This window comes from Pseudomonas koreensis (genome assembly GCF_024169245.1).
Taxonomy (GTDB): Bacteria; Pseudomonadota; Gammaproteobacteria; order Pseudomonadales; family Pseudomonadaceae; genus Aquipseudomonas; species Aquipseudomonas koreensis_F.
On the sequence record NZ_JALJWP010000001.1, the window covers coordinates 1,465,646 to 1,489,580 of the forward strand.

Here is a 23,935-nt window from a genome sequence, read left to right on the forward strand (position 1 = left end):
CCCTTTCAACTGTTAAAGAGTGTCGAGCGTGGAATCAGAAGTCAGTCGAGTTCAACTCAGCCATGATCCACGCGCGTTGCATGACGATCCGTTGCTGGATGGTCTGCTCGCCCTGTGCATGCTGCACCAGAAGCCTGCCAGCGCAGCGATGCTGACCACCGGCCTGCCGCTGCCCAAACAACGTTTGAGTGTCGAGTTGCTGCCGCGCGCAGCGGCTCGCGCCGGCCTGCAGGGGCGGGTGTTGCAGCGCAAGCTCGAAGAGATTCCGGCGATCGCCATGCCCGCGCTGTTGTTGCTCAAGGATGGCCGCAGTGCCGTCCTGCTCGGCTGGCAGGGCGAAAACGATGCGCGGGTGCTGCTCAGCGAAAGCGATGGCGGCGAATCGGTGGTCAGCCGCGAACTGCTGACTGACGATTACACCGGCAAAGTGTTCTTCGCCCAGCCACAGCACAAATTCGACGTCAACCACGGCACGCTGATCCCGCGGGCACGCTCGTGGTTTCGCGACACCCTCAAGCGTTCGCGCTGGCTCTACGCCGACGCGATCGCCGCCAGTTTCCTGATCAACATCATCGCCATGGCCGCGCCGCTGTTCGTGATGAACGTCTACGACCGCGTGGTGCCGAACCAGGCCGAAGCAACCCTGTGGGTGCTGGCGCTGGGCATCACCGGCGCCTACATCTTCGACCTGATCCTCAAGAGCCTGCGCAGTCTGTGCCTGGACCTGGCCGGGAAGAAAACCGACCTGATCATCTCCGCCACGCTGTTCGAACGCATCGTCGGCATGGCAATGAAATACCGCCCGGCGCGGGTCGGCAGTTTTGCGCAGAACATCCATGAATTTCAGAGCCTGCGCGACTTCCTCGCCTCGCTGACCCTGACCAGCCTGATCGACCTGCCTTTCACCATTCTGATTTTCATCGTCATCGCCATTCTCGGCGGGCATCTGGTATGGATTCCGGTGCTGGCATTCCCGATTGCCCTGCTGATCGGCTACGCCTTGCAGAAGCCGCTGATCGCGACCATGGAGCGCACCATGGCCCTGGGCGCCGAGCGTCAGTCGAGCCTGATCGAGACACTCGCGGGTCTGGACGCGGTCAAGGTCAACAACGCCGAAAGCGAGCGCCAGTATCAGTGGGAACAGACCATCGGCACCCTCAGCCGCCTCGAGCTGCGAGTGAAAATGCTCTCCGGTCTGGCGATGAACATCACCTTGCTGATCCAGCAACTGGCCGGGGTGATCATGATCGTATTCGGCGTGTACCAGATCATCGCCGGCAACCTGAGCATGGGCGGGCTGATCGCCTGCTACATGCTCAGTGGCCGCGCCCTCAGCCCGCTGGCGTCGCTGTCCGGCCTGCTCACGCGCTATCAACAGGCGCGGGTGACCATGACCTCCGTCGACCAGATGATGGAGCTGCCGCAGGAGCGCAATTTCGAAGAGCGTCCGCTGAGCCGCAAGGTTCTGCAGGGTGCGATCGAATGCCGGCAGCTCAGTTTCACCTACCCGGATCAACAGAACCCCGCGCTGAAGAACATCAACCTGGTGATCCGGCCCGGCGAGAAGATCGGCATCATCGGCCGTAGCGGCTCGGGCAAAAGCTCGCTGGCCAAATTGCTGGTCGGCCTGTATCAACCGGACGACGGTGCCTTGCTGGTCGACGGCGTGGACATCCGCCAGATCGACGTCAGCGAACTGCGCTACAACATCGGTTACGTGCCGCAGGACATTCAGCTGCTGTCCGGCACCCTGCGCGACAACCTGGTGTCCGGCGCCCGTTATGTCGAAGACGAGCTTGTCCTGCAGGCGGCCGAACTGGCCGGCGTCCACGAATTCGCCCGTCTGCACCCGCAAGGCTATGAACTGCAAGTCGGCGAGCGCGGGCAGAACCTCTCTGGCGGCCAGCGGCAGAACGTCGCCCTGGCCCGGGCGCTGTTGCTCAATCCGCCAATTCTGCTGATGGACGAGCCGACCAGTGCGATGGACAACACCGGCGAAGAACGCCTCAAGCAACGCCTCGCGGCGGTGGTTGAAAACAAGACCGTGGTGCTGGTCACGCACCGGGCATCGCTGTTGTCGCTGGTTGACCGCCTGCTGGTGATCGATCGCGGGCAGATTCTCGCCGACGGCCCGAAAGCCGCCGTGATGGAAGCGTTGAAGAAGGGGCAGATCAGTGTTGCTTAAGTCCGGTGTCAAGGAGTCGATCCGTCGCTACTTCAAGGGCTCTGCCTCGCTGCAGGGCCAGCCGCTGCCGGAGGTCAACAAGGCGCTGATCGAAGACGCCCCGCGCGTCGTGCGCCTGACCATCTGGGCGATCATCGGCTTCTTCGTGTTCCTGATGCTCTGGGCCCACTTCGCGGTGATCGACGAAGTGACCAAGGGCGACGGCAAGGCAATTCCCTCTTCGAAAATCCAGAAAATCCAGAACCTGGAGGGCGGTATCGTCTCCGAACTGTTCGTCAAGGAAGGCCAGATCGTCGAGGCCGGCGCGCCGCTGATTCGTCTCGACGACACGCGTTTTGCCTCCAATGTTGGCGAAACCGAGGCCGATCGCCTGTCGATGCTGCTGCGGGTAGAGCGCCTGAGCGCGGAAGTCGATGATCGTCCGCTGGATTTCCCCGAAGACGTGCTTAAAGCCGTGCCGGGCCAGGCGAAAAGCGAAGAGTCGTTGTACATCAGCCGCCGTCAGCAATTGCACGACGAAATCGGCGGCCTGCAGGAGCAGTTGATCCAGCGTCAGCAAGAGCTCCGTGAGTTCAGCTCCAAACAAGCGCAGTACCGTCAGCAACTCGGCTTGCAGCGCCAGGAAATCAACATGTCCGAGCCGCTGGTGGCGCAGGGCGCGGTCTCGCCGGTAGAAGTGTTGCGCCTCAAGCGTGCCGAAGTGGAGACCCGTGGCCAGCTCGACGCGACCACGCTGGCGATCCCGCGCGCGGAATCGGCGATCAAGGAAGTGCAGCGCAAGATCGACGAAACCCGCGGCAAATTCCGCAGCGAAGCGCTGACCCAGCTCAACGAAGCGCGCACCGATCTGAACAAGGCCCAGGCCACCGGCAAGGCGCTGGAGGACCGCGTCAGCCGTACGCTGGTTACCTCACCCGTGCGGGGCATCGTCAACAAGTTGCTGGTCAACACCATCGGCGGCGTGATCCAGCCGGGCAGCGACATGGTCGAAATCGTGCCGCTGGACGACACCCTGCTGGTCGAAGCCAAGATCCGTCCGCAGGACATCGCCTTCCTGCACCCGGGGCAGGAAGCGATCGTCAAATTCACCGCCTATGACTACACCATTTATGGCGGGCTGAAGGCGCAGCTGGAACAGATTGGCGCCGACACCATCACCGACGAAGACAAGAAAACCACCTATTACGTGATCAAGGTGCGCACCGAGCGCAGTCATTTGGGCACGGATGAAAAGCCATTGCTGATCATTCCGGGGATGGTTGCGTCGGTGGATATCATTACCGGCAAGAAATCGGTGTTGAGCTATTTGCTGAAGCCGATCATTCGGGCGCGAGCTGAAGCGTTGCACGAGCGCTAGATCTTCAGCGCTGCTGACGGCCCCTTCGCGAGCAGGCTCGCTCCCACAGGAGATCGCATTTCAACTGTGGGAGCGAGCCTGCTCGCGAAGGCGTCCGCTCAGACTCTACATATCCGTCGGGAAGTGACAAAAATCGTCACTCCACGCCCACTCACCCTTCGTCATATCGTTATTCATTAACGGTATTTAATTTCCAATTCTTATAGCTATAAAGTCACCCACCTGCGTACCTGCCGACCAATCGGCGCGCCGCACGACCTGAACCGACACGCAATCCAGCGTGAGTGTCTGATCGACGTGCGCGTCCGTGAGCGCGCCGTGAGTGGGAGATGATTGATGTCCGCCGTTACTGCCACCGAAAGCGCCGCAACTGCCGCGCCACAAGTTTTCGAAATTCGTCCATTCAGCGGTGCCGTCGGCGCCGAGATCGTTGGCCTCGACCTCAGCCGACCGGTCAATGATCAGGACTTCGCGCGCATTCACCGCGCGCACCTGGATCACCACGTCGTGGTCTTTCGCGATCAGCAGATCACCCCGCAACAGCAAATCGATTTCAGCCGTCGCTTCGGCGTGTTGCAGATCCACGTGCTCAAGCAGTTCCTGCTGGCCAATCACCCGGAAATTCTCATCGTTTCCAACATCATCGAGAACGGCCAGAACATCGGTCTCGGTGACGCCGGCAAGTTCTGGCATTCCGATCTTTCCTATAAAGAGCTGCCGAGTCTCGGCTCGATGCTGCACGCCCAAGAGTTGCCCTCCGAGGGCGGCGACACGCTGTTTGCCGACATGCACAAAGCCTGGGACGACTTGCCCGCTGCGTTGCGCAATGCGGTCGAAGGGCGTTCCGCCGCGCATTCCTACACCGCGCGCTACAGCGAAACCAAATTCGAAGGCAACTGGCGCCCGACCCTGACCCCGGAACAACTGGCCCAGGTCGCAGAAGTAGTGCATCCGGTGGTGCGCACCCACCCGGAAAACGGCCGCAAGGCCTTGTTCGTCAGTGAAGGCTTCACCACGCGCATCGTCGGCCTGCCGGAAGACGAAAGTCGCCAGCTGCTCGCCGAACTCTTCGCCCACAGCGTGCTGCCGCAAAACATCTACCGCCATCAGTGGGAACCGCATGACCTGGTGTTCTGGGACAACCGTTCGCTGATCCACCTCGCCGCCGGCTGCCCCGCGCATCTGCGCCGCAAGCTGTATCGCACGACCATCCAGGGCGACACGCCTTTCTGATTCGCCGGAGATCGACCATGAACGCCCCTTTGCCAGGCCACGCGGCCAGCAACCCGATCGCCCACAGCGAAGCGTTGTTGGCCGTCGATCACGTCAGCCTCGAATACCGTACGCCGCAACGCGTGGTGCGCGCCACTCATCAGGTCAGTTTCGCCATCGATCCGGCTGATCGTTTCGTCCTGCTCGGCCCGTCCGGTTGCGGTAAATCCACCCTGCTCAAAGCGGTCGCCGGGTTCATCCAGCCCTGCGAAGGCGAGATCCGTCTGCAAGGCCAGCGCGTCGATGCGCCGGGGCCGGACCGCATTGTGGTGTTCCAGGAATTCGATCAGTTGCCGCCGTGGAAAACCGTGAAGCAGAACGTGATGTTCCCGCTGCTCGCCTCGCGCACTTTGAACAAGAAAGACGCTGAAGAGCGTGCGTTGCATTATCTGCAAAAGGTCGGCCTGGCGGCGTTCGCCGACGCCTATCCGCACACCTTGTCCGGCGGCATGAAGGCGCGGGTGGCGATCGCCCGGGCCTTGGCCATGCAGCCGAAAATCCTCTTGATGGATGAACCCTTCGCTGCACTCGATGCGCTGACCCGCCGCAAGATGCAGGAGGAGTTGCTGCTGCTCTGGGAAGAGGTGCGCTTCACTTTGTTGTTCGTCACCCACTCGATCGAAGAGGCTTTGGTGGTGGGCAATCGCATCCTGTTGCTGTCACCGCATCCGGGGCGGGTGCGCGCCGAAGTACACAGCCATCAATACGATCTGCACAGCCTTGGTGGCGTGGCGTTTCAGGAATCGGCACGGCGCATTCATCGTCTGCTGTTCGATGAAGGCCAGGCGCCGGAGACCGAACGTGAGCATGACTTCAACGACATTCGCATCGCCTATTGAACGGCCAGGAGGACTACCCGATGAGCCATTCATCATCCGTGCGTGAAGAATTCGAAACCGTGCTCAAGCCGCTGACCGCAGTGCCGGTCGAGCGTGAATTGCCGCTCGGCACGCGCCTGTGGCAACAGGGCTGGCTGCGCAAAAGCCTGATCCTCATCGTGCTGGCGATTATCTGGGAAGTGGTCGCGCGGATTCAGAACAACGACCTGATGCTGCCGAGTTTTCTGCAAACTGCGCATGCCTTGTTCGACGGGCTGCTCAGTGGCGAGCTGCTGGCCAAGGTGTGGATATCTTTAGTGGTGCTGATCAAGGGCTACCTGATCGGCATCATCCTCGCGTTCGCCCTGACGACATTGGCGGTCTCGACCCAGTTGGGACGTGATCTGCTCAGTACGATGACTTCGATGTTCAACCCGTTGCCGGCGATTGCCCTGCTGCCGCTGGCCTTGCTCTGGTTCGGGCTGGGGCAGAACAGCCTGATTTTCGTGCTGGTGCATTCGGTGTTGTGGGCGCTGGCGCTGAATACTTATGCGGGATTCCTCGGCGTCTCCGAGACGCTGCGCATGGCCGGGCGCAATTATGGTTTGAAGGGCTTGCGCCTGGTCTTGTTCATCCTGATCCCGGCGGCGCTGCCGTCGATTCTCGCGGGTCTGAAAATTGGCTGGGCGTTCGCGTGGCGCACATTGATCGCCGCCGAGTTGGTATTTGGTGCGACCAGTGGCAAGGGTGGGCTGGGCTGGTACATCTTTCAGAATCGCAATGAGCTGTACACCGACAAGGTGTTTGCCGGATTGGCGGTGGTGATTTTGATTGGCTTGCTGGCGGAGAATCTGGTGTTCGATACCCTCGAGCGTATGACCGTCAAGCGTTGGGGTATGCAGCGCTGACCTGAAAAGATCGCAGCCTTCGGCAGCTCCTACATGGGAAAACAATCCCCTGTAGGAGCTGCCGCAGGCTGCGATCTTTTGATCTGCTAGCATTGCGCTCGGATCAATCCAGATCAGCAATGAGTGCTCAGCATGCAACTCCCGGACATGAACCTTCTGGTCGCCCTCGATGCCTTGCTCGACGAGGGCAGCGTGGTCGGCGCTGCGCGGCGGATGAATCTCAGCCCGGCGGCCATGAGCCGTACCCTGACGCGGATCCGCGAAGCCATTGGCGATCCGATTCTGGTCCGCGCCGGGCGTGGTCTGGTGCCGACCCCCAAAGCCCTCGAGTTACGCGAACAGGTGCGCGATGTGGTCGAGCAGGCAGCGCTGCTCTTTCGCTCCGCCGACAGCGTCGAGCTGGGCACCTTGCGCCGGCGTTTCAGCATCCGTGCCAATGATTTTTTCGTCGGCGTCTACGGCGGCAAGCTGTTCGACACCCTCGACCAGCTCGCCCCGCATTGCGAACTGCGCTTCGTCCCGGAAGGCGACGGCGACGATGAGGCGCTGCGCGAAGGACGCATCGATCTGAGCGTCAGCAACACCCGGCCGCTCACGCCGGAGGTTAAGGTACAGAACCTGTTCTCCACGCATTTCGTCGGCCTGGTGCGCGAGAACCATCCGTTGCTCGATGGCGAAATCACTGCCGAACGCTACGCCGGATTTTCCCACATCAGCATGTCGCGCCGGGGCATTGCTCGCGGCCCGATCGATACGGCGCTGAATGCTCTGGGGCTGGAGCGCCGGGTGGCGGTGATCGCGCCGAGTTTCCACGCAGCAATGTTTGCCTTGCCCGACTCCGACCTGATCCTGCCGGTGCCTAAAGAGGCCCTGCTCAGCGTACGGCGGCTGGGGCTGAAACTGCGTTCATTCGACCTGCCGATTCCGCTGCCCATGCTGATGCTGACCCAGGCCTGGCACCCGCGTTTCGACAAGGACCCGGCCCACCGCTGGCTGCGCGAAACCCTCAAGACCTGCTGCGATGAAACGTGGCTGGCCGCACAGCCTTAAAAAAAGCAAAGCAAAAGATCGCAGCCTTCGGCAGCTCCTACACTGGAATGCATTTCCCCTGTAGGAGCTGCCGAAGGCTGCGATCTTTTGCTTTTGATATTTGTGTCTGATGCACTTATAACCTGCCGATAAGTCAATTTTCGTCAGCATCAAGCCCCACTAAAATGCTCCGGTATTTCCACCCCCGGAGTTTTCATTCATGACATCCCTGACGGTCACGGCGACCCTCGCCGCGGCCAGCCCGGCGACGGCGGCTGCGCCACCGGTGTTCGGGGCGCGGATCATCATTGGTCTGGTCGGCGTGCTGTTGGCCGTGCTGGTCTCGGGCCTCAACGAGATGGTCACCAAAGTCGCACTCGCCGATATTCGTGGCGCGCTGCACATCGGCTATGACGAAGGCACGTGGCTGGTCGCCAGTTACACCGCCACGTCTGTCGCAGCCATGGCCTTCGCGCCGTGGTGCTCGGTGACCTTCTCGCTGCGCCGCTTCACCCTCTGCGCCATCGGACTGTTTACCGTGCTCGGCGTGTTGTGCCCGTTCGCGCCGAATTACGAAAGTCTGTTGTTGATGCGCATCCTTCAGGGCCTGGCCGGCGGCGCGCTGCCGCCGATGCTGATGACCGTTGCGCTGCGCTTTTTGCCCGCCAACATCAAACTCTACGGACTGGCCGGTTACGCCTTGACCGCGACGTTCGGCCCGGGACTCGGCACGCCGCTGGCCGGTCTGTGGACCGAATACGTCGGCTGGCAATGGACGTTCTGGCAGATCATCGTGCCGTGCCTGATCGCCATGGCCGCGGTGGCCTACGGCTTGCCGCAGGATCCGCTGCGCCTGGAACGCCTCAAGTCATTCAACTGGAAAGGCCTGCTGCTGGGCTTTCCGGCGATCTGCATGCTGGTGATCGGTCTGTTGCAGGGCAATCGACTTGACTGGTTCGAGTCGAATCTGATCTGTGGATTACTCGGCGCCGGTTCGCTGCTGCTGGTGGCTTTTCTGATCAATGAATGGTCGCAACCGATTCCGTTTTTCAAGCTGCAGATGCTCGGCATCCGCAACTTGTTGTTCGCCCTGATCACCCTCGCCGGGGTGTTGATCGTGCTGCTGGCGGTGGTGTTGATTCCGTCGAGTTATCTGGCCCAGGTGCAAGGTTATCGTCCGGCGCAAACCGCGCCGATCATGCTCATTGCCGCGTTGCCGCAGCTGATTGCGCTACCGTTGGTGGCAGCGCTGTGCAACTTGCGCTGGGTCGATTGTCGCTGGGTGCTTGGCATTGGCCTGAGCATGCTCGCGCTGTCCTGCCTGGGCGGTTCGCACCTGACCTCTGCGTGGATTCGCGACGATTTCTACGTCCTGCAATGGCTGCAGATTTTCGGCCAGCCGATGGCGGTGTTGCCGCTGCTGATGTTGTCGACCGGCAGTATCACGCCGATGGAAGGGCCGTTCGCGTCGGCGTGGTTCAACACCGTCAAAGGTCTCGCCGCGGTGGTCGCCACCGGCGTGATCGAAGCGCTGACCACCGCGCGCCTGCATTTCCATTCGACCATGTTGGTCGACAGCCTCGGCAATTCGCCGCTGGCCGATCACAGCGATTCGGGCCTCGCTCACCGCGTGCACGAGCAGGCGGTGGTGCTGACTTCCTCCGATCTCTACCTGTGCATGGCCGGCGTCGCCCTAACGCTGATTCTGCTGATTTTCTGGCTGCCAACGCGGATTTATCCGCCGCGCGCGCCGACCTGATCGCTGCACTGAAACTGAAGGTTTTATATGACTCAATCCAAGCAAAAACTCGCGGTGGCCGTGGCTGCCGCGCTGGCGGTGGGCGTGTTGGTATATCTGGCGATGCCAGGGCTGTTCGGCCAACGCACCGAGCAAACCACTAATGACGCCTTCGTCTCCGCCGACTACACGCTGGTGGTGCCCCGCGTTGCCGGGTTTATCAAGCAGGTGCTGGTCGAAGACAACCAGCAGGTCAAGGCCGGGCAGTTGCTGGCGCTGATCGATGACCGCGATTTGCGCGCAGCGGCGGAAGCGGCGGATGCGCAAACCCTGGTCGCGCGGGCGCAATTGCAGAACGCCAACGCGACTCTGGAACGGCAGGCTTCGCTGATTGCTCAGGCGCAGGCTGCAGTGGTCTCGGCCAAAGCGCAAATGGCCTTCGCGCAGCAGGAACTGAACCGCTATAACCACCTCGCCGGGGTCGGCGCTGGCACCGTGCAGAACGCGCAACAGGCACGCACGCGCATTGATCAGGCTTCGGCGCGTCTCGACACCGCGACGGCGAAACTGGCGGCCGAACGCAAACAAGTCGAAATTCTCACTGCCCAGCGCAACGCCGCCGAAGGCACTCTGAAACACGCGCAGGCGGCGCTGGAAATCGCCAGCTTCAACCTGTCGTACACGCGCATCACCGCGCCGCAGGACGGCATGATCGGCGAGCGTGCGGTGCGTGTCGGCGCCTACGTCACCCCGGGCAGCAAGCTGCTGGCGGTGGTGCCGTTGCAGCAGGCCTATGTGGTCGCCAATTTTCAGGAAACCCAGTTGACCGACGTGCAGCCGGGGCAGGATGTGCAAGTGCGAGTAGATAGTCTCGGTGGTGAAGCCCTGACTGGCCGTGTCGAGAGCATTGCGCCGGCAACGGGCGTGACCTTCGCGGCGGTGAAACCGGATAACGCGACGGGCAACTTCACCAAAGTGGTGCAGCGGATCCCGGTGAAGATCGTGCTGGAGCCGGGCCAGCCACTGGCCGAGCGGTTGCGGGTGGGGATGTCGGTGGAGGCGAGTATTGATACCGCCCGCTCGAAGGCGTCCGGGCGCGAGGTGACGCAGCGATGATCGGTGTTGAATCGGCTGTCGCGTTCGCGAGCAGGCTCGCTTCCACTGGGGCAACGCACTCCAGAATGTGGGAGCGAGCCTGCTCGCGAAAACGCCAGTGGCAGCAGCTAACCTTCAGTGCCTTGCTCACAACGAGTCTCGCCGCCTGCACCGTCGGCCCAGACTTCCAGAAACCCGAAGCGGCTCAACCTGCCGAATGGGCCAAACCGGGTCAATCTGCGCCAAGCCAGGCCGTCAGCGAACCCTTGAACGAACGCTGGTGGGAAACCTTCCACGACCCGCAGCTGTCCGCGCTCACCCAGCGCGCGCTGAACAGCAACCTCGACCTGCAACTGGCCAGCAGCCGCCTGCAACAAAGCCGCGCCGCGCGCCAGGTGATCACCGCCGAGCGTTATCCGAACAGCGCCGCCACCGGCAGCTACGCACGCAAACGCAACAGTGGCAGAGGCTTGAACGATCCATCGGGAAACAACGGCGATTCGGCCTTCAACCTGTGGGATGCCGGTTTCTCGGCTTCATGGGAGCTGGATTTCTGGGGCCGCGTGCGTCGTGAAACCGAGGCCGCGGATGCCAACCTCGAAGTGGCGGAAAACGATCGTCGCGGTGTGCTGCTGACCGTGCTGGCCGACACCGCGCAAAACTACATTCAGCTGCGCGGCGTGCAGAACACCCGTGCCGTCACCGAGCAGAACCTCGACGTCGCCCGGCACAGCCTGAAGCTTTCGCAACTGCGGCTGGCCGATGGCGTGGCGACCGATCTCGACGTCGCCGAAGCCGCCGCGCAAGTCGCCGCCATCGAAGCGCGGCTGCCAGCGCTTGAGCAGCGTCAGGCGCAACTGATCAACGCGATCAGTCTGTTGATGGGCGAACCGCCGCAAGCCCTCACTCGTGAGTTGTCGATAGACGCGGCAGTGCCGCAGTCGCCACTGCAAGTCGCGATTGGCCTGCCGTCGGAACTGGCCGAGCGCCGCCCGGATATCCGCCAGGCCGAAGCGCGTCTGCACGCCGCCACCGCCAGTATCGGCGTGGCCAAGGGCGATTTCTATCCGCGCATCACCCTATCGGGCAACCTCGGTTCGCAAGCGATGCAACTGAGCGATTTCGGTTCATGGGGCTCGCGCGCCTTTGGTATCGGCCCGCAATTCAGCCTGCCGCTGTTCGACGGCGGTCGCCTGCGCGGCATGCTGCAGTTGCGCGAAGCCCAACAACAGGAAGCGGCCATCGCCTACCAGCAGACCGTTCTGCACGCCTGGCATGAAATCGACGATCAACTGACCGCGTACAACGCCAGCCAGCGCCGGCGCGACAGCCTCGCCGAAGCCGTGCGCCAGAACCAGATCGCCCTGCGCACCGCGCAGCAGCAGTACGTCGAAGGCGTGGTCGATTTCGTCAACGTCCTCACCGTGCAGAGCGCCTTGCTCGCCACGCAGGAGCAATGGGTGGAAAGCTCGACCGGCGTTTCCCTGGCGATGGTCGGTTTATACAAGGCGTTGGGCGGCGGATGGCAGTCGGTCTATCCGGCAGCGCAACTGGCCGCAGGCTCGCCGGACGTCGCCAGGCCCTGAACCCACAGCGACAGCTATGATCAACTCCACTGCAGCAAACGGCGTAACGCCGGCCTGAATTGCAGAGGAGTTGCATCATGGAACATCCGCAGCACAGCCTACCGGCCCTGTTCAAACAACTCGGCCTCCCTCACGACGCGATCAGCATCGACCAATTCATCGCCAGCCATTCACCGCTGAAACCGCAGTTGCATCTCGCCGACGCGTTTTTCTGGACGGAAAGTCAGGCGCAGTTTCTGCGCGAAGAGATTCTGGATGATGCGGATTGGGCGGAGGTGGTGGATCAGTTGAATGTGATGTTGCGGAAGGGGCGGGTGGGATGATCAGGCTGAACCTTTGCGACTCTGTCACGGCAGCAATTGATAAGCTTCGATATCGACCGAAATTTCGATCGCATTCGAGGTCCTTACCGTGCAAAGAGTTTTCGCCGATATGGCTGTCAGTATTTCCGAACTGAAGAAAAATCCTTCTGCCGTTCTTAAAGGCGCAAACGCCGGTGCTGTGGCAATACTCAATCACAACCGGGTCATGGGCTATATGGTGTCTGCCGACGTTTACGAAGCGTTGGTCGAGCGGCTTGATGATCTTGAGCTTATGCAGATTGCGCGTTCTCGAGATCACGAAACACCCATGCCGGTAAATCTGCATGACTTATAAGCTTGAGTTTCTGTCGTCTGGAAACAAACTGCGTCATTGGTCGCCCGAGCAATACCCGAAAGAGACTTGCCGTGTAAAAAAAATTGTAGGAAAAGGCCGAAATGTAAAAAAAACATGCCTACTGTAAAAAAAACTGGGCTTTAATCGTCGCAGTAGATTTTTTCTGTGGAAGATGACGATGCCAACTGTCGGATATGCCAACCTGCGGGACGCTTTAAAGCTCAAGGCGTTTGCTCCCAAGCGCGTTGCGATGATCAAACCGGTCACCCGAATTACCTTGATCGGTGATTGTCTTGCTGTTCCAGCCGCCGTCGCGCCTGCACAGGGATCAACGCTCGAGCACATTCTGTTTGCGCTAAAACATGAAGGAATAAACCTGTGCATTCTTGCCCAGGCCTTGGAATCTGTTGAAGCGAGCGATCTGTTAAGTGAGCTTGGCAGATCCCCGAACGGGGTATACATCCGTAAAGCCTGTTTTCTATGGGAAACCTTCACTGGCAAACAGTTGGATTACTCCGTTCCGGTTCGAGGTAGCGTCGTCGCCTTGTTCGACCCCAAACGCTACGTGACCGGACCAGCTGTTCGGAATAGTCGCTGGCGAGTCGATTTCAATGGTTTGGGGTCATTGCATTACTGCGCCACCGTTGAGCGAACGGTGAAGCTACAGGAGCTGATCGATCTGGACATCATTGGACGAGCCCAGGTTTTCATGACGACGTTGCCGCCGGAGATGATGGATCGGGCAATCAATTGGGCCTACCTGCATGAGACTCGCGATTCCTTCGCTATAGAAAAAGAAGAGCCCAGCGAAGAAAAGTCGCGGCGCTTTGTTCGACTTCTGCGTCAAGCTCACGAGCGTACAGAGCTGAGCGAGGACTATATGGTCGAGTTGCAAAACAGCACGGTCTCGAATCCCTTCGATAAGGCAGTGCTCTTCCGTCATCAACAGAATCATTTGCACAATGGCTTGAGAGGCGCCGCCGGAGTCAGTTATGTGCCGCCAGCTCCGCAATTGTGTCGTGAGTTGATGGAGGATTTGATGGCTTTCGCCAATCACTCGGCGAAGCAGGTGGATCCGCTCATAGCAGCTGCGGTTGTGGCGTTTGGATTTGTTTTTCTTCACCCGTTCATGGATGGCAACGGTCGGCTCTCACGCTTTCTGATTCACCAGACTCTTTGCCAGTCCGGTGCTCTGCATAACGGTTTGTTGTTACCCGTCTCCGTGGCGATGAAGCATGAGGAATCCAGCTATCTGGAAGCGCTGAAGGAGTTCTCCAAACCAGCTAGAGAGTTCTGGAATGTCACTTGGCTGGATTCCGATGAGATGACGTTCGATTTCGTCGGTCACGACGCTATCTACCGATTCTGGGATGCTACTCAATGCGCAGAATTTACTTTGCAGATGGCCTTGCGGGCACTGGAAGTGGAGCTACGCGAGGAGACCGCGTTTCTTGAAAAATACGATTTCGTCATCAAAGCGGTGAATGACCGTTTCGATGTTCGGGGAAGCGATCTTTCGAAGTTGGTAATGATGTGCCTGGACAACGCTGACAAGGTTTCAAAGCATCGCCGCAAGCAATTTCAGTACAGCGTGCCGGAGGAGGTGTTCGACTACATCGAGGAAATGTCCTCAGGCTATGGCGGCTGACGATTCTGCTTTGACCAAGCGCTTGGGCCATGCCGGATGTTGTGGCAGACGCTTGATCAGGGTGTTCGCCGCGAGTATTTCAAAGATTTGTTTCAAAACTTGACTGAAATTCCCCTCCAATGCGATATTGATAGTTAGCAAACTAACAGTGTCCGTTATCCCGTGTCCGATTCCCTCGACAGTCTCCAGATGAACATCAGCAGCGCCATGGTGGTGGCCGCCCGGCATTGGCGGAAGATCTGCCAGACCACGCTGGTCAACTATGGAATTTCCGAAGCCTGCGCCGTGCCCTTGTTGATGATCGGGCGTTTGGGCGAGGGCGTGCGCCAGGTGCAAGTCGCCCAGGCTGCGGGGATGGAGAGTCCGTCGCTGGTGCGCTTGCTCGATCAGCTGTGCCATGCCGGTTACGTCTGCCGCACCGAAGATGCCCAGGATCGCCGCGCCAAGTGTCTGAGCCTGACCGATACCGGTCGCGAGCTGGTGCAGGCGGTGGAGGCTGAGCTGGTGCGCTTGCGGCATGAGGTGCTGGAAGGCATCGAGCGCAGTGATCTGGAAGCTACGCTTCGGGTACTCAGGGCTTTTGAGGCGGCGAGTTCGCCTGTGGTGGTCAATTCTTGAACGGTTTTTTCACCGGCATGCCGCCGGCCCGTGACTGGTTTTACGGGGTCCGTACCTTTGCAGCGTCGATGATTGCGCTGTACATCGCCTTGCTCATGCAAATGCCGCGTCCGTATTGGGCGATGGCCACGGTGTATATCGTCTCCAGCCCGTTTCTCGGCCCGACCAGTTCCAAAGCGCTGTACCGCGCGGCCGGTACATTTCTCGGCGCGGCGGCGGCGGTGCTGTTCGTGCCGATGTTCGTGCAGAGCCCCTATGTGCTCGTGGTGGTGATCGCGTTGTGGACCGGCATTCTGCTGTTCATGTCCCTGCATCTGCGCACGGCCAACAGCTATGCACTGATGCTGGCCGGCTACACCTTGCCGCTGATTGCCCTGCCGGTGGTGGATAATCCGCTGGCGGTGTGGGATGTGGCCGAGGCGCGTACCGAGGAGATTTTCCTTGGCATCGCTGTTGCTGCGGTGGTCGGTGCGATGTTCTGGCCGCGACGGCTGGCGCCGGTGTTCAACGATGCGGTGAGCAAGTGGTTCGCCGATGCAACGAGCTACAGCCTGAAGTTTCTCAGCCGCGATGTGCAGCCGGAAGAAGTTACCGCGCTGCGCATGGCCATGGTCGCCAATTTCAACAGCCTCGAGTTGATGATCGGCCAGTTGCCCCACGAAGGCGCGCGGCCACAAACCGTGCGTAATACCAAGGAACTGCGCGGGCGCATGATCCACCTGTTGCCGGTGATCGATGCCCTTGAGGATTCGCTGTACGCCCTCGAACGGCGCACCCCGGAACTGGTGGAGAAATTCCAGCCGTTGCTCGCAGCCACCCGTGAATGGCTGAGCCATGCGGATGCCAATCTTGACCGCTGGCAAGCACTGCGCGATCAACTCGACGCGTTGCAACCAAGTGCCGAAGCGCTGGAGGAGCGTAAACAGTTGCTGTTCTCCAACGCGATCTACCGCCTCGGTGAATTCATCGATCTGTGGCAGGACTGCCGCAGCCTGCAGGATGCGATTCTCTGCGAGCGTCAGGACAGCTGGCGCGCGGTGTACCGGCATTGGCGCCTCGGCCGGTTGACGCCGTTCATCGATCGCGGGCTGATGTTGTATTCGGTGGCCTCGACCATCCTGGCGATCATCGTTGCTTCGGTGCTGTGGATCCTGCTCGGCTGGCCGGATGGCGGCAGTGCGGTGATTCTGGCGGCGGTTGCGTGCAGCTTCTTTGCCTCGATGGACGACCCGGCGCCGCAGATTTACCGGTTCTTCTTCTGGACCGGGATGTCGGTGCTGTTCGCCAGTCTTTACCTGTTTCTGATTCTGCCCAACCTGCACGATTTCCCGATGCTGGTGCTGGCGTTTGCCGTGCCGTTCATTTGCATCGGCACGCTGACGGTGCAGCCGCGTTTCTATCTGGGCATGCTGCTGACGCTGGTCAACACCTCGTCGTTCATCAGTATTCAGGGTGCCTACGACGCGGACTTTTTCGCCTTCGCCAACTCCAATCTGGCTGGACCGCTGGGGCTGTTGTTCGCGTTTATCTGGACGCTGGTAGCGCGACCGTTCGGTGCCGAGCTGGCTGCCAAGCGCCTGACCCGGTTCAGCTGGAAAGACATCGTCAGCATGACCGAACCGGCCAGCCTCGCCGAGCATCGGCAACTGGGCGTGCAGTTGCTCGATCGGCTGATGCAGCACCTGCCGCGCCTGGCCCTGACCGGCCAGGACACCGGCATTGCCATGCGCGAAGTGCGCGTCGGTCTGAATATGCTCGATTTGCTCGCCTACACCCCGCGCGTCACTGGCGTGCCAAACGTCTTGTTGCGACAAGTGGTGGCCGAGGTTGGCGAGTATTTCCGCGCCTGCCTCAAAGCCGACGAACGCCTGCCGGCGCCGAGCGGTCTGCTGATGACTCTGGATCGCACCCGCCGTGCGCTGAACGGCCAAGGCGACGATGAAACCCGTCTGCATCTGTTGCACGCCTTGAGCGGTTTGCGTCTGGCCTTGCTGCCCGGCGTCGAATTCGTCTCCAGCGCCGAGCCCGAAGAACCGCTGCCCGATGGAGCGCCCCTATGATCGGTGATCTGGATATCAGCGGCATCTTCCTGCCGACCCTGCTGGTGCTGATGGGCATCACTTACGTGCTGTTTTTGTTGGTGCATGGCGTGCTGCAACGCCTGCACTTTTACCGTCTGGTCTGGCACCGGGCATTGTTCAACGTGGCGCTCTATGCCGTGCTGCTGTACGGCGTGGACTCACTCAGTCGATACCTGATGACATGAAAAAACCGTTTCTGACTATCGGTCGCGTGGTTCTGACCCTGCTGATCGTGACTTTTGCCGTTGTCCTCGTCTGGCGCATGGTGATGTATTACATGTTCGCGCCGTGGACCCGCGACGGCCACATTCGTGCCGACATCATCCAGATCGCCCCGGACGTGTCCGGGCTGATCCAGCAGGTCGAAGTGAAGGACAACCAATTGATCAAGCGCGGCCAGGTGCTGTTCAGCATCGACCAGGACCGCTTCAAACTGGCCCTGCGCCAGGCCAGGGCCGCCGTTGCCGATCGCCAGGAAACCCTCGCCCAGGCGCAGCGTGAAGCCAAGCGTAACCGTGGCCTCGGCAACCTGGTGCCGGCCGAGCAACTGGAAGAGAGCCAGTCGCGGGTGGCCCGTGCGCAATCGGCGCTGGCCGAAGCGTTGGTGGCGGTCGACAGTGCGCAGCTCAACCTCGATCGTTCGGTGATCCGCAGTCCGGTCGACGGTTACGTCAACGACCGCGCGCCGCGTGCGCAGGAGTTCGTTACTGCGGGGCGTCCGGTGTTGTCGGTGGTCGACAGCAATTCCTTCCACATCGACGGTTATTTTGAAGAAACCAAACTCGACGGCATTCACGTCGGACAATCGGTGGATATCCGCGTGATCGGTGACCGCGCCAGGTTGCGCGGGCATGTCGAAAGCATCGTCGCCGGCATCGAAGACCGCGATCGCACCAGTGGCAGCAACCTGCTGCCGAACGTCAACCCGGCGTTCAGTTGGGTGCGTCTGGCGCAGCGGATTCCGGTGCGCATCGCCTTCGATGATGTACCGGCCGACTTCCGCATGATCGCCGGGCGTACTGCCACTGTGTCGATCATCGACGATCAGCATGAGGAGCCGCAGCCATGAGCAGGGCCTGGTTGATCGCCGGTTTGGGCGTGATGCTCTCGGCCTGTCAGATGGTCGGCCCGGATTATCAGGTGCCCGCCGACGCCGCGGCTCAGCGCAAGGATATTCAGGGCGAGCTGGCAATCGCTGGCAAACCGGTGGTCTCGGCGCCGGTGCCGGCGGACTGGTGGCGCCTGTATAAAGACCCGCGCCTCGATCAACTGGTGCAGCAGGCCATGGCGTCCAACACCGACTTGCGCGTGGCGGCGGCCAATCTGTCGCGGGCGCGCGCTCAGGTGGATGAAGCCGAGGCCGCTGGCGGTTGGAGCGGCGGGGTGAAGATGGGCGCCCAACGTCTGCAGGAATCCGGTCAGGCGTTCCTGCTGCCGGAGAAAGTGCCGGTAGATAACGTCGGCGACATCGGCATCAGTGCCTCGTATCAGTTTGACCTGTGGGGCACCTTGCAGCGCGGCATCGAAGCGGCCAAAGCCAATGCCGACGCGACCCAAGCCGCCGCCGATACCGCACGCATTACGCTGGTGGCGGACGTGGTTCGCGCTTACACTCAGGTCTGCGCCGCCAACGAAGAGCGCGAAATCGCCGAGCACTCTCTCGATCTGCAGTCGCAAAGCACCACGCTGATCCAGCGTCTGCGTGACGCCGGGCGTGGCGACGAAACCCAGGTCACCCGTTCGCAGACCCAATTCAAATCCCTGCGCGCCGACTTGCCGCGTTATGAAGCGGCGCGTCAGGCCGGGCTGTTCCGTTTGTCGATGCTGCTGGCCAAACCGGTCGAGCAATTGCCGGCGGGCACGGCCAGTTGCGCCGAGTTGCCGAAGATCGCGCAACGGGTGCCGGTGGGGGACGGTGCTGCGCTGCTCAAGCGTCGCCCGGATATTCGTCAGGCTGAACGCCGTCTCGCGGCAGCAACGGCGGGCATCGGTATCGCCACTGGGGAGTTGTACCCGGACATCAGCATCGGCGCGACGATTGGCACTGTCGGTCTGATCGACGATTTAGGCGATCCTTCGACCAACCGCTGGGGCTTCGGCCCGTCGCTGAGCTGGAAAGTGCCGACCAACGGCGCCCGCGCGCGGATTCGTGAAGCTGAAGCCAACACCCAGGGCGCGCTGGCGCATTTCGACGGCGTGGTGCTCAACGCCATTCGCGAGACCCAGACCGGTCTGGCCCAGTACAGCGCGTTGCTGCAGCGCCGCGATGCGCTGGCCGAAGCCGAGCAGTCGGCCAAGCTTGCTGCCGAGCAGACGCACCGCTTCTTCCAGGCTGGCCGCGAGTCGTTCCTTGCCGACCTGCAAGCAACCCGCACCTACACCGATGTCACCGCGCAACTGGCCGCCGCCAATACCCAGGTTGCGATGAGCCAGATCGATTTGTTCCTTGCCCTGGGCGGTGGCTGGGAAAGCGGACGAACGAACACCTCGGACGTCAGCAAACCCTGAGGCCATTGCTATGCTTTGAAGTGTTGGAGGGGCGCCCCATGCCAAGCGCTCCTGCAATGCACATTGCTCGTGCTGGCCCAGGGGAAACCAATAATGAAAAACCCTTACGCTCTCGGCTTCTGGTGCGCTCTGGTCGCGCTGGTGCTGCTCTCGGCCACGTATTTCTACGGGATCATGCTGGCCCACCAGATCGACACGGCAATGGTTTTCCTCGACAGCGCCGTTGCGCTGATCGCGGTGATGGCGATCGTCGTCGTCGCGTGGACCTCGATCCAGCTGCAGCGGGTCAAGAAGCGCCAGCTCGAACGGGGCAAGATGCTCGTGTTGATCTGGGACACCAAAGTCGCCCTGCGGCGGGTCGAAACCGTGTTCGACCGCTACTTCTGGGGCAGCTACTGGCAGCCGGGTCGAACCTTTGCTGAAGTCATGGGCGAACTCACCGGCACGCCGTTGGAAAAAAGCCTCGAAGCCCTGAAGAAGCAGTGCCTGGAACTCGACAAGCAGATCGCCGACGAAGGCTGGCACTGGCTGAACAATGCCCGGGAACTGTCCGACGTCGCCACGGCCATGGCCCGCGAGCGCTATCAGCTGGATTTCTGCGATGTGCGGGCGGATACCACCGGCGGAGCGGTGATCGACCGGGACTTTGAAGTGCTGGTGTATACCTGGACGGCGCGACTGAAGAGTTTTGATCATCAACTGGATGAAATCGAGGTTCAGTATTCCTGAAAATCCCGGGATGGGGTTTTTCTACCCTGCTGGCATAATGGCCTCAGACTTTTGACGGCTGCAAAAAACTGATGCAAGGGAATGTAAAGGTTCATCTCGATTATTTGAGCGCTGCGTTGGCCGATGCCTGTAATTTGATGCCAGAGCTGGATCAGGCCTCGCGCGCGCTCACCCTGGACGAAATCATACGCGGCGAGCTATCCAGCCATTGCTGCAAGGTATTGTACGGACAGAGGCCAAAATCCAGACCGGAAAAGATTGCGGTCAAGGTCGACGCCGATGAGGGCTGGCCGCCACGAGTCATCGTCTGCCCTTTTCTGTTCGGCCTGCGACCAGAGCACGGCCATCCGAGCAGGCTGTTGCCTGAGTGCATCGCGCCCCTGTTCTTCTTCGGCCTGTTGCAACGCAACGGCAAGCTCACCATCGACCCTGAAAATCTGCGCCCCGTTGCCCCACGCAATTTCCTCGAGCCCAGTGCCTATCAGGTTACGGTCGGTACCGTGGAAGACGTCGACCGGGTCTATGTCCGCCTACCTCGCCCGACGGGCTGGAGCAACCTTGTCGAAAATGCCAGAATCTTTTGTCATGAGGTCTGCGGGCAGGACTGGGAAACGCTTGAAGTCGATCAGTACGAGAGGCTCAACCACCCGCTGATCATGCTCGCCACCAGTGCCAATGGCGCAACCCAGCATATCCAGACCCTGCTCGATCATTTGCGCCACCACAGTGAAGCCTCTCTGGATCTGCTCGACACGCTCCTCAACCCGGTCACCGAGAGACTTTTGCTCTCAGCGCAGGAGCAGTTGGCGAGTTCGATTGAGCATTTGGGGCAAATGGAATGCCGCTATGGGCTGTCACCATCCCAGCGTGAATCGCTGGTGCACTTCTTTTCCTTGCCTGACTCTGTGACAGCCGTTGATGGCCCTCCCGGCACGGGCAAAACCACGCTGTTGCTGAGTGTCATTGCTTCACTGTGGATAAAACAGGCGAGGGCACAACAGGAGCCGCCGCTGATTGTGGCGACGTCGACGAACAATCAGGCTGTCGTCAACATTCTGGAAGCCTTTGCCAAGGTCAAGGAGCGAGAGGGGCCATTGGCCGGTCGCTGGATCAAAGGTCTTGAGAGCTATGGTCTGTATTTGCCTGCCAAAAGCCGCGAAAACGACAGGCACGGCTTCACCGTTCATTCTTTGAAGGGCATGGGCAAAAACTCGGTGCATGATTTTCAGCTCACGGAAAAAGCCGAGGGTTTTGAATTGGCCCGTGGCCATTTTCTTGAGTGCGCCCAGAATGTGTTGGGACGGCTGCCCGAGCCGTCGCTTGAAGCTGCAACGGCCGGGCTTCACGCTCGGCTTGAAGTGTGCTGCAGTCATATCGAGCGCGTCACTGAGGATCTGATCGCGCTCAATAAACTGTTCGACGCGGCGAGCGTCTCGCAGACAATGGTCGGTCAGGCACGCGCGGCACTTGAGAACCTTATTGACGAAGGCGTGAAAGACCTGCACAAGGCTGCCGACGCGGTGGTGCAGAATCAAAAGCTGAAACTGGCCTGGAAGCTTCATGTAGAGCAGGAAAACCTCTTCGTCACGTTCATGGCCTGGTGTGGTCGGACGTTGCTGCGAACCCGCCGCGATGATGTCTTTTTTGCGCGAGTCGCCATCGACCACAGCGAAACTTTGGGAGCGCAGATCCATCATGTTGGCAGCCGCGAAACGTTCGATGCGCTACTGGTGCGGCAAGCCGAAGCACTCTCGAAAGACCACGAGCGGCTGCAAACGCAGTTGAAGACAACACGCCTCTCGCTCACCACGCTCAACGAAACAGTTGCTCGTCTGCAAAGCTTCAGTGATGCCAACGGGCAGCTTGAAACCGCAGTTATTCAGGATGCCCTGGACAAAGGGCTGCGGTTTGAAGCGTTCAAATGGGCGACCCATTATTGGGAGGCGCGGTATCTGCTGGAGGTCGAGCAAACGCTGGCGCGCTTTTCCAAGGTCGAGGACACCCTGTCGCCGGAGCGACTCGAACGTCAGTACCGCCGTCTGGCCAAATTGTTTCCTTGCTCGGTGGTCACACTTTATTCATTGCCCAACCGGTTCAGTGGCTGGAAAAGCCAGTACCTTCCCTTGCTCAATTGCATTGATCTGTTGATCGTCGACGAAGCCGGCCAAGTGGCTTCACAGATTGGCATTCCGGCTTTCGCTCTGGCCAAACGGGCGATGGTGGTCGGTGACGTCGATCAGATTGCTCCGGTCCACGGTCTGCCGGCCTCGATTGATCTGGCCAATGCTCGGCACTTTGGCTTGATGAATAACGGCTGGGACGCGTTTTGCGAGTCGGGCCGATCGGCTTCAAGTGGCAATCTGATGCAGGTCGCCCAACTGGCGACGCCTTATACCAAACATGCCAGGCGCGGCCGTGGCATGTTCCTCAGCGAGCATCGTCGCTGTTGGCGCGAAATCATCGAGATCTGCAATGAGCTGGTTTACAAACAATTGCTCCAGCCTTTCCGTGAAGAAGGCCCGCGCCGCTTCAGTCCCAGCCTGGGCTATGTTCACCTGACGGGGTTGGACCAGCGTGTTGGCAAAAGCCGACGCAATCAGGTCGAGGCACAGGTAATTGCTCATTGGTTGCAGGAGCATCGAGTAGGCATCGAGGCTTCTTTCGCCGAAGACAAAAAAGCTTTCAAGGACCTGGTAGCCGTTGTTACGCCATTCGCGGCGCAGACCTCGGCCATTCGCCAGGCGCTGGATCACAGCCTCGGTGCCGGACATGGCATAACAGTAGGCACCGTTCACAGTCTGCAGGGCGCTGAGCGCCGGCTGATTATCTTTTCACCGACCTATGGTCTGGATACCGAACCCGGGTCGCCTTTTTTCGACAAGGATGCAGGTTCTCTTTTGAACGTTGCTATCTCTCGGGCACAAGACGCGTTTCTGGTGTTTGGCAACATGAACCTCTTCAACCCGGTCGGCAAAAATCCGTCGGCGATTCTTGGCAGGCATTTGTTCAGGGACGAGCGCAATGAGCTCAAGGGAATCCCTCTGCAATGGCTGGTACCGGCTTACAACCCGTATTTCACGGAGCAGATCAGCGATCTGGAAGGTCACAGGGAAACCTTGCGGTCTGCCTTCGAAAGCGCCCGGCAGCGCCTGATCATCGTATCGCCGTACCTTACGAAAGATGCCATCGGCCAGGATCAGGTGCCGGCGCTGATCCGCGATGCATGCAGCCGTGGCGTGAGCGTTGTGGTCATCAGCAGTCGTGAGCTTTGCAGTGCCGAGCCGAAAAGGGCGGAGGCTTTCGACGAGTGCGTCCGCTTGCTCGAAGAGGCGGGCGCGAAGTTCAGGAACACGCAGGTGCGCAGTGTCCACGGCAAGATGCTTCTGGTGGATGACGCATGGCTGGCGGTGGGATCGTTCAACTGGTTGTCTTCGGTGCGTCAACCGTCCAGCGTTTACAGTTATTACGAATCGAGCATCCGCTATGACGGCAAGTCCGCGTCGGCAATGATCCAGGACAGCATGAGGGATTTGCGGCACCTTTTGGGGGCCAGACCCTCTCAGGGTTCGGTATGACCGGCTCAGCCGTTTTTGCCAGATTAAAAAGCGAACCACTACGAGTGTCGAATGCTAACCTTCTCGTCACTTCAGCACAGTCGCGCCGCGACCCGATCTCGGGTTCAAGGAAGACGACTTCATCCACAGCC

The 23,935-nt window shown here is 60.3% G+C and carries 19 protein-coding genes; all 19 read left to right on the forward strand.

Going from position 1 to position 23,935, the window contains the following annotated elements; all coding sequences use genetic code 11:
- Positions 1-28 precede the first annotated feature (28 nt).
- The 19 genes from J2Y90_RS06760 to J2Y90_RS06850 all read left to right on the forward strand — a co-directional run bounded on the left by J2Y90_RS06760 (position 29) and on the right by J2Y90_RS06850 (position 23,804).
- Positions 29-2,185, forward strand: a complete 2,157-nt coding sequence (locus tag J2Y90_RS06760; protein ID WP_042610144.1) for a type I secretion system permease/ATPase — start codon at positions 29-31, stop codon at positions 2,183-2,185.
- Positions 2,175-3,542, forward strand: a complete 1,368-nt coding sequence (locus J2Y90_RS06765; RefSeq protein ID WP_253497742.1) for an HlyD family type I secretion periplasmic adaptor subunit — start codon at positions 2,175-2,177, stop codon at positions 3,540-3,542. Before J2Y90_RS06760 ends, J2Y90_RS06765 begins: the two co-directional genes overlap by 11 nt.
- A 336-nt stretch (positions 3,543-3,878) precedes the next feature.
- A complete protein-coding gene (locus J2Y90_RS06770; RefSeq protein WP_253497745.1) occupies positions 3,879-4,775 on the forward strand; it encodes a TauD/TfdA dioxygenase family protein in 897 nt (298 codons plus the stop codon).
- Positions 4,776-4,792: 17 nt separating this feature from the next.
- Positions 4,793-5,653 carry an ABC transporter ATP-binding protein gene (locus J2Y90_RS06775; RefSeq protein ID WP_253497748.1) on the forward strand — a complete coding sequence of 287 codons (861 nt, stop codon included), beginning with the start codon at positions 4,793-4,795 and terminating at the stop codon, positions 5,651-5,653.
- 20 nt (positions 5,654-5,673) lie between these two features.
- Positions 5,674-6,540, forward strand: a complete 867-nt coding sequence (locus J2Y90_RS06780) for an ABC transporter permease (protein ID WP_253497750.1) — start codon at positions 5,674-5,676, stop codon at positions 6,538-6,540.
- Between the two features lie 132 nt (positions 6,541-6,672).
- Positions 6,673-7,590: a LysR family transcriptional regulator gene (locus J2Y90_RS06785; RefSeq protein WP_016772273.1), complete on the forward strand. Its 918-nt coding sequence runs from the start codon at positions 6,673-6,675 to the stop codon at positions 7,588-7,590.
- A gap of 199 nt (positions 7,591-7,789) precedes the next feature.
- The gene (locus tag J2Y90_RS06790; RefSeq protein WP_253497753.1) at positions 7,790-9,328 is read left to right on the forward strand and encodes an MFS transporter; all 1,539 of its coding nucleotides are present in this window, start codon (positions 7,790-7,792) and stop codon (positions 9,326-9,328) included.
- A gap of 27 nt (positions 9,329-9,355) precedes the next feature.
- A complete protein-coding gene (locus J2Y90_RS06795) occupies positions 9,356-10,423 on the forward strand; it encodes an HlyD family secretion protein (protein WP_253497756.1) in 1,068 nt (355 codons plus the stop codon).
- The gene (locus J2Y90_RS06800; RefSeq protein WP_253497759.1) at positions 10,420-11,988 is read left to right on the forward strand and encodes an efflux transporter outer membrane subunit; all 1,569 of its coding nucleotides are present in this window, start codon (positions 10,420-10,422) and stop codon (positions 11,986-11,988) included. The genes J2Y90_RS06795 and J2Y90_RS06800 overlap by 4 nt, the downstream gene beginning before the upstream one ends.
- A 77-nt stretch (positions 11,989-12,065) precedes the next feature.
- Entirely contained in the window at positions 12,066-12,311 is a 246-nt protein-coding gene (locus tag J2Y90_RS06805; protein ID WP_253497762.1) for a DUF2789 domain-containing protein, read from the forward strand.
- A gap of 88 nt (positions 12,312-12,399) precedes the next feature.
- Positions 12,400-12,645, forward strand: a complete 246-nt coding sequence (locus J2Y90_RS06810; protein WP_253497765.1) for a type II toxin-antitoxin system prevent-host-death family antitoxin — start codon at positions 12,400-12,402, stop codon at positions 12,643-12,645.
- A 178-nt stretch (positions 12,646-12,823) separates the two neighbouring features.
- Positions 12,824-14,293 (forward strand): Fic family protein, encoded by a 1,470-nt coding sequence (locus tag J2Y90_RS06815; RefSeq protein ID WP_253497768.1) that lies wholly within the window; start codon positions 12,824-12,826, stop codon positions 14,291-14,293.
- 189 nt (positions 14,294-14,482) lie between these two features.
- Complete coding sequence (locus J2Y90_RS06820) at positions 14,483-14,911, forward strand: MarR family winged helix-turn-helix transcriptional regulator (protein WP_016772266.1); 429 nt, start codon at positions 14,483-14,485, stop codon at positions 14,909-14,911.
- Positions 14,908-16,971, forward strand: coding sequence for an FUSC family protein (locus tag J2Y90_RS06825; protein ID WP_253497771.1), 2,064 nt, complete (start codon positions 14,908-14,910; stop codon positions 16,969-16,971). Before J2Y90_RS06820 ends, J2Y90_RS06825 begins: the two co-directional genes overlap by 4 nt.
- A complete protein-coding gene (locus J2Y90_RS06830; RefSeq protein WP_016772264.1) occupies positions 16,968-17,177 on the forward strand; it encodes a DUF1656 domain-containing protein in 210 nt (69 codons plus the stop codon). Before J2Y90_RS06825 ends, J2Y90_RS06830 begins: the two co-directional genes overlap by 4 nt.
- A complete protein-coding gene (locus J2Y90_RS06835; RefSeq protein ID WP_253497774.1) occupies positions 17,174-18,061 on the forward strand; it encodes an efflux RND transporter periplasmic adaptor subunit in 888 nt (295 codons plus the stop codon). The genes J2Y90_RS06830 and J2Y90_RS06835 overlap by 4 nt, the downstream gene beginning before the upstream one ends.
- Positions 18,058-19,500: an efflux transporter outer membrane subunit gene (locus J2Y90_RS06840; protein WP_253497777.1), complete on the forward strand. Its 1,443-nt coding sequence runs from the start codon at positions 18,058-18,060 to the stop codon at positions 19,498-19,500. The genes J2Y90_RS06835 and J2Y90_RS06840 overlap by 4 nt, the downstream gene beginning before the upstream one ends.
- A gap of 93 nt (positions 19,501-19,593) precedes the next feature.
- Positions 19,594-20,229, forward strand: coding sequence for a hypothetical protein (locus J2Y90_RS06845; RefSeq protein WP_039756312.1), 636 nt, complete (start codon positions 19,594-19,596; stop codon positions 20,227-20,229).
- Between the two features lie 71 nt (positions 20,230-20,300).
- The gene (locus J2Y90_RS06850; protein ID WP_253497780.1) at positions 20,301-23,804 is read left to right on the forward strand and encodes an AAA domain-containing protein; all 3,504 of its coding nucleotides are present in this window, start codon (positions 20,301-20,303) and stop codon (positions 23,802-23,804) included.
- Positions 23,805-23,935: the final 131 nt, after the last annotated feature.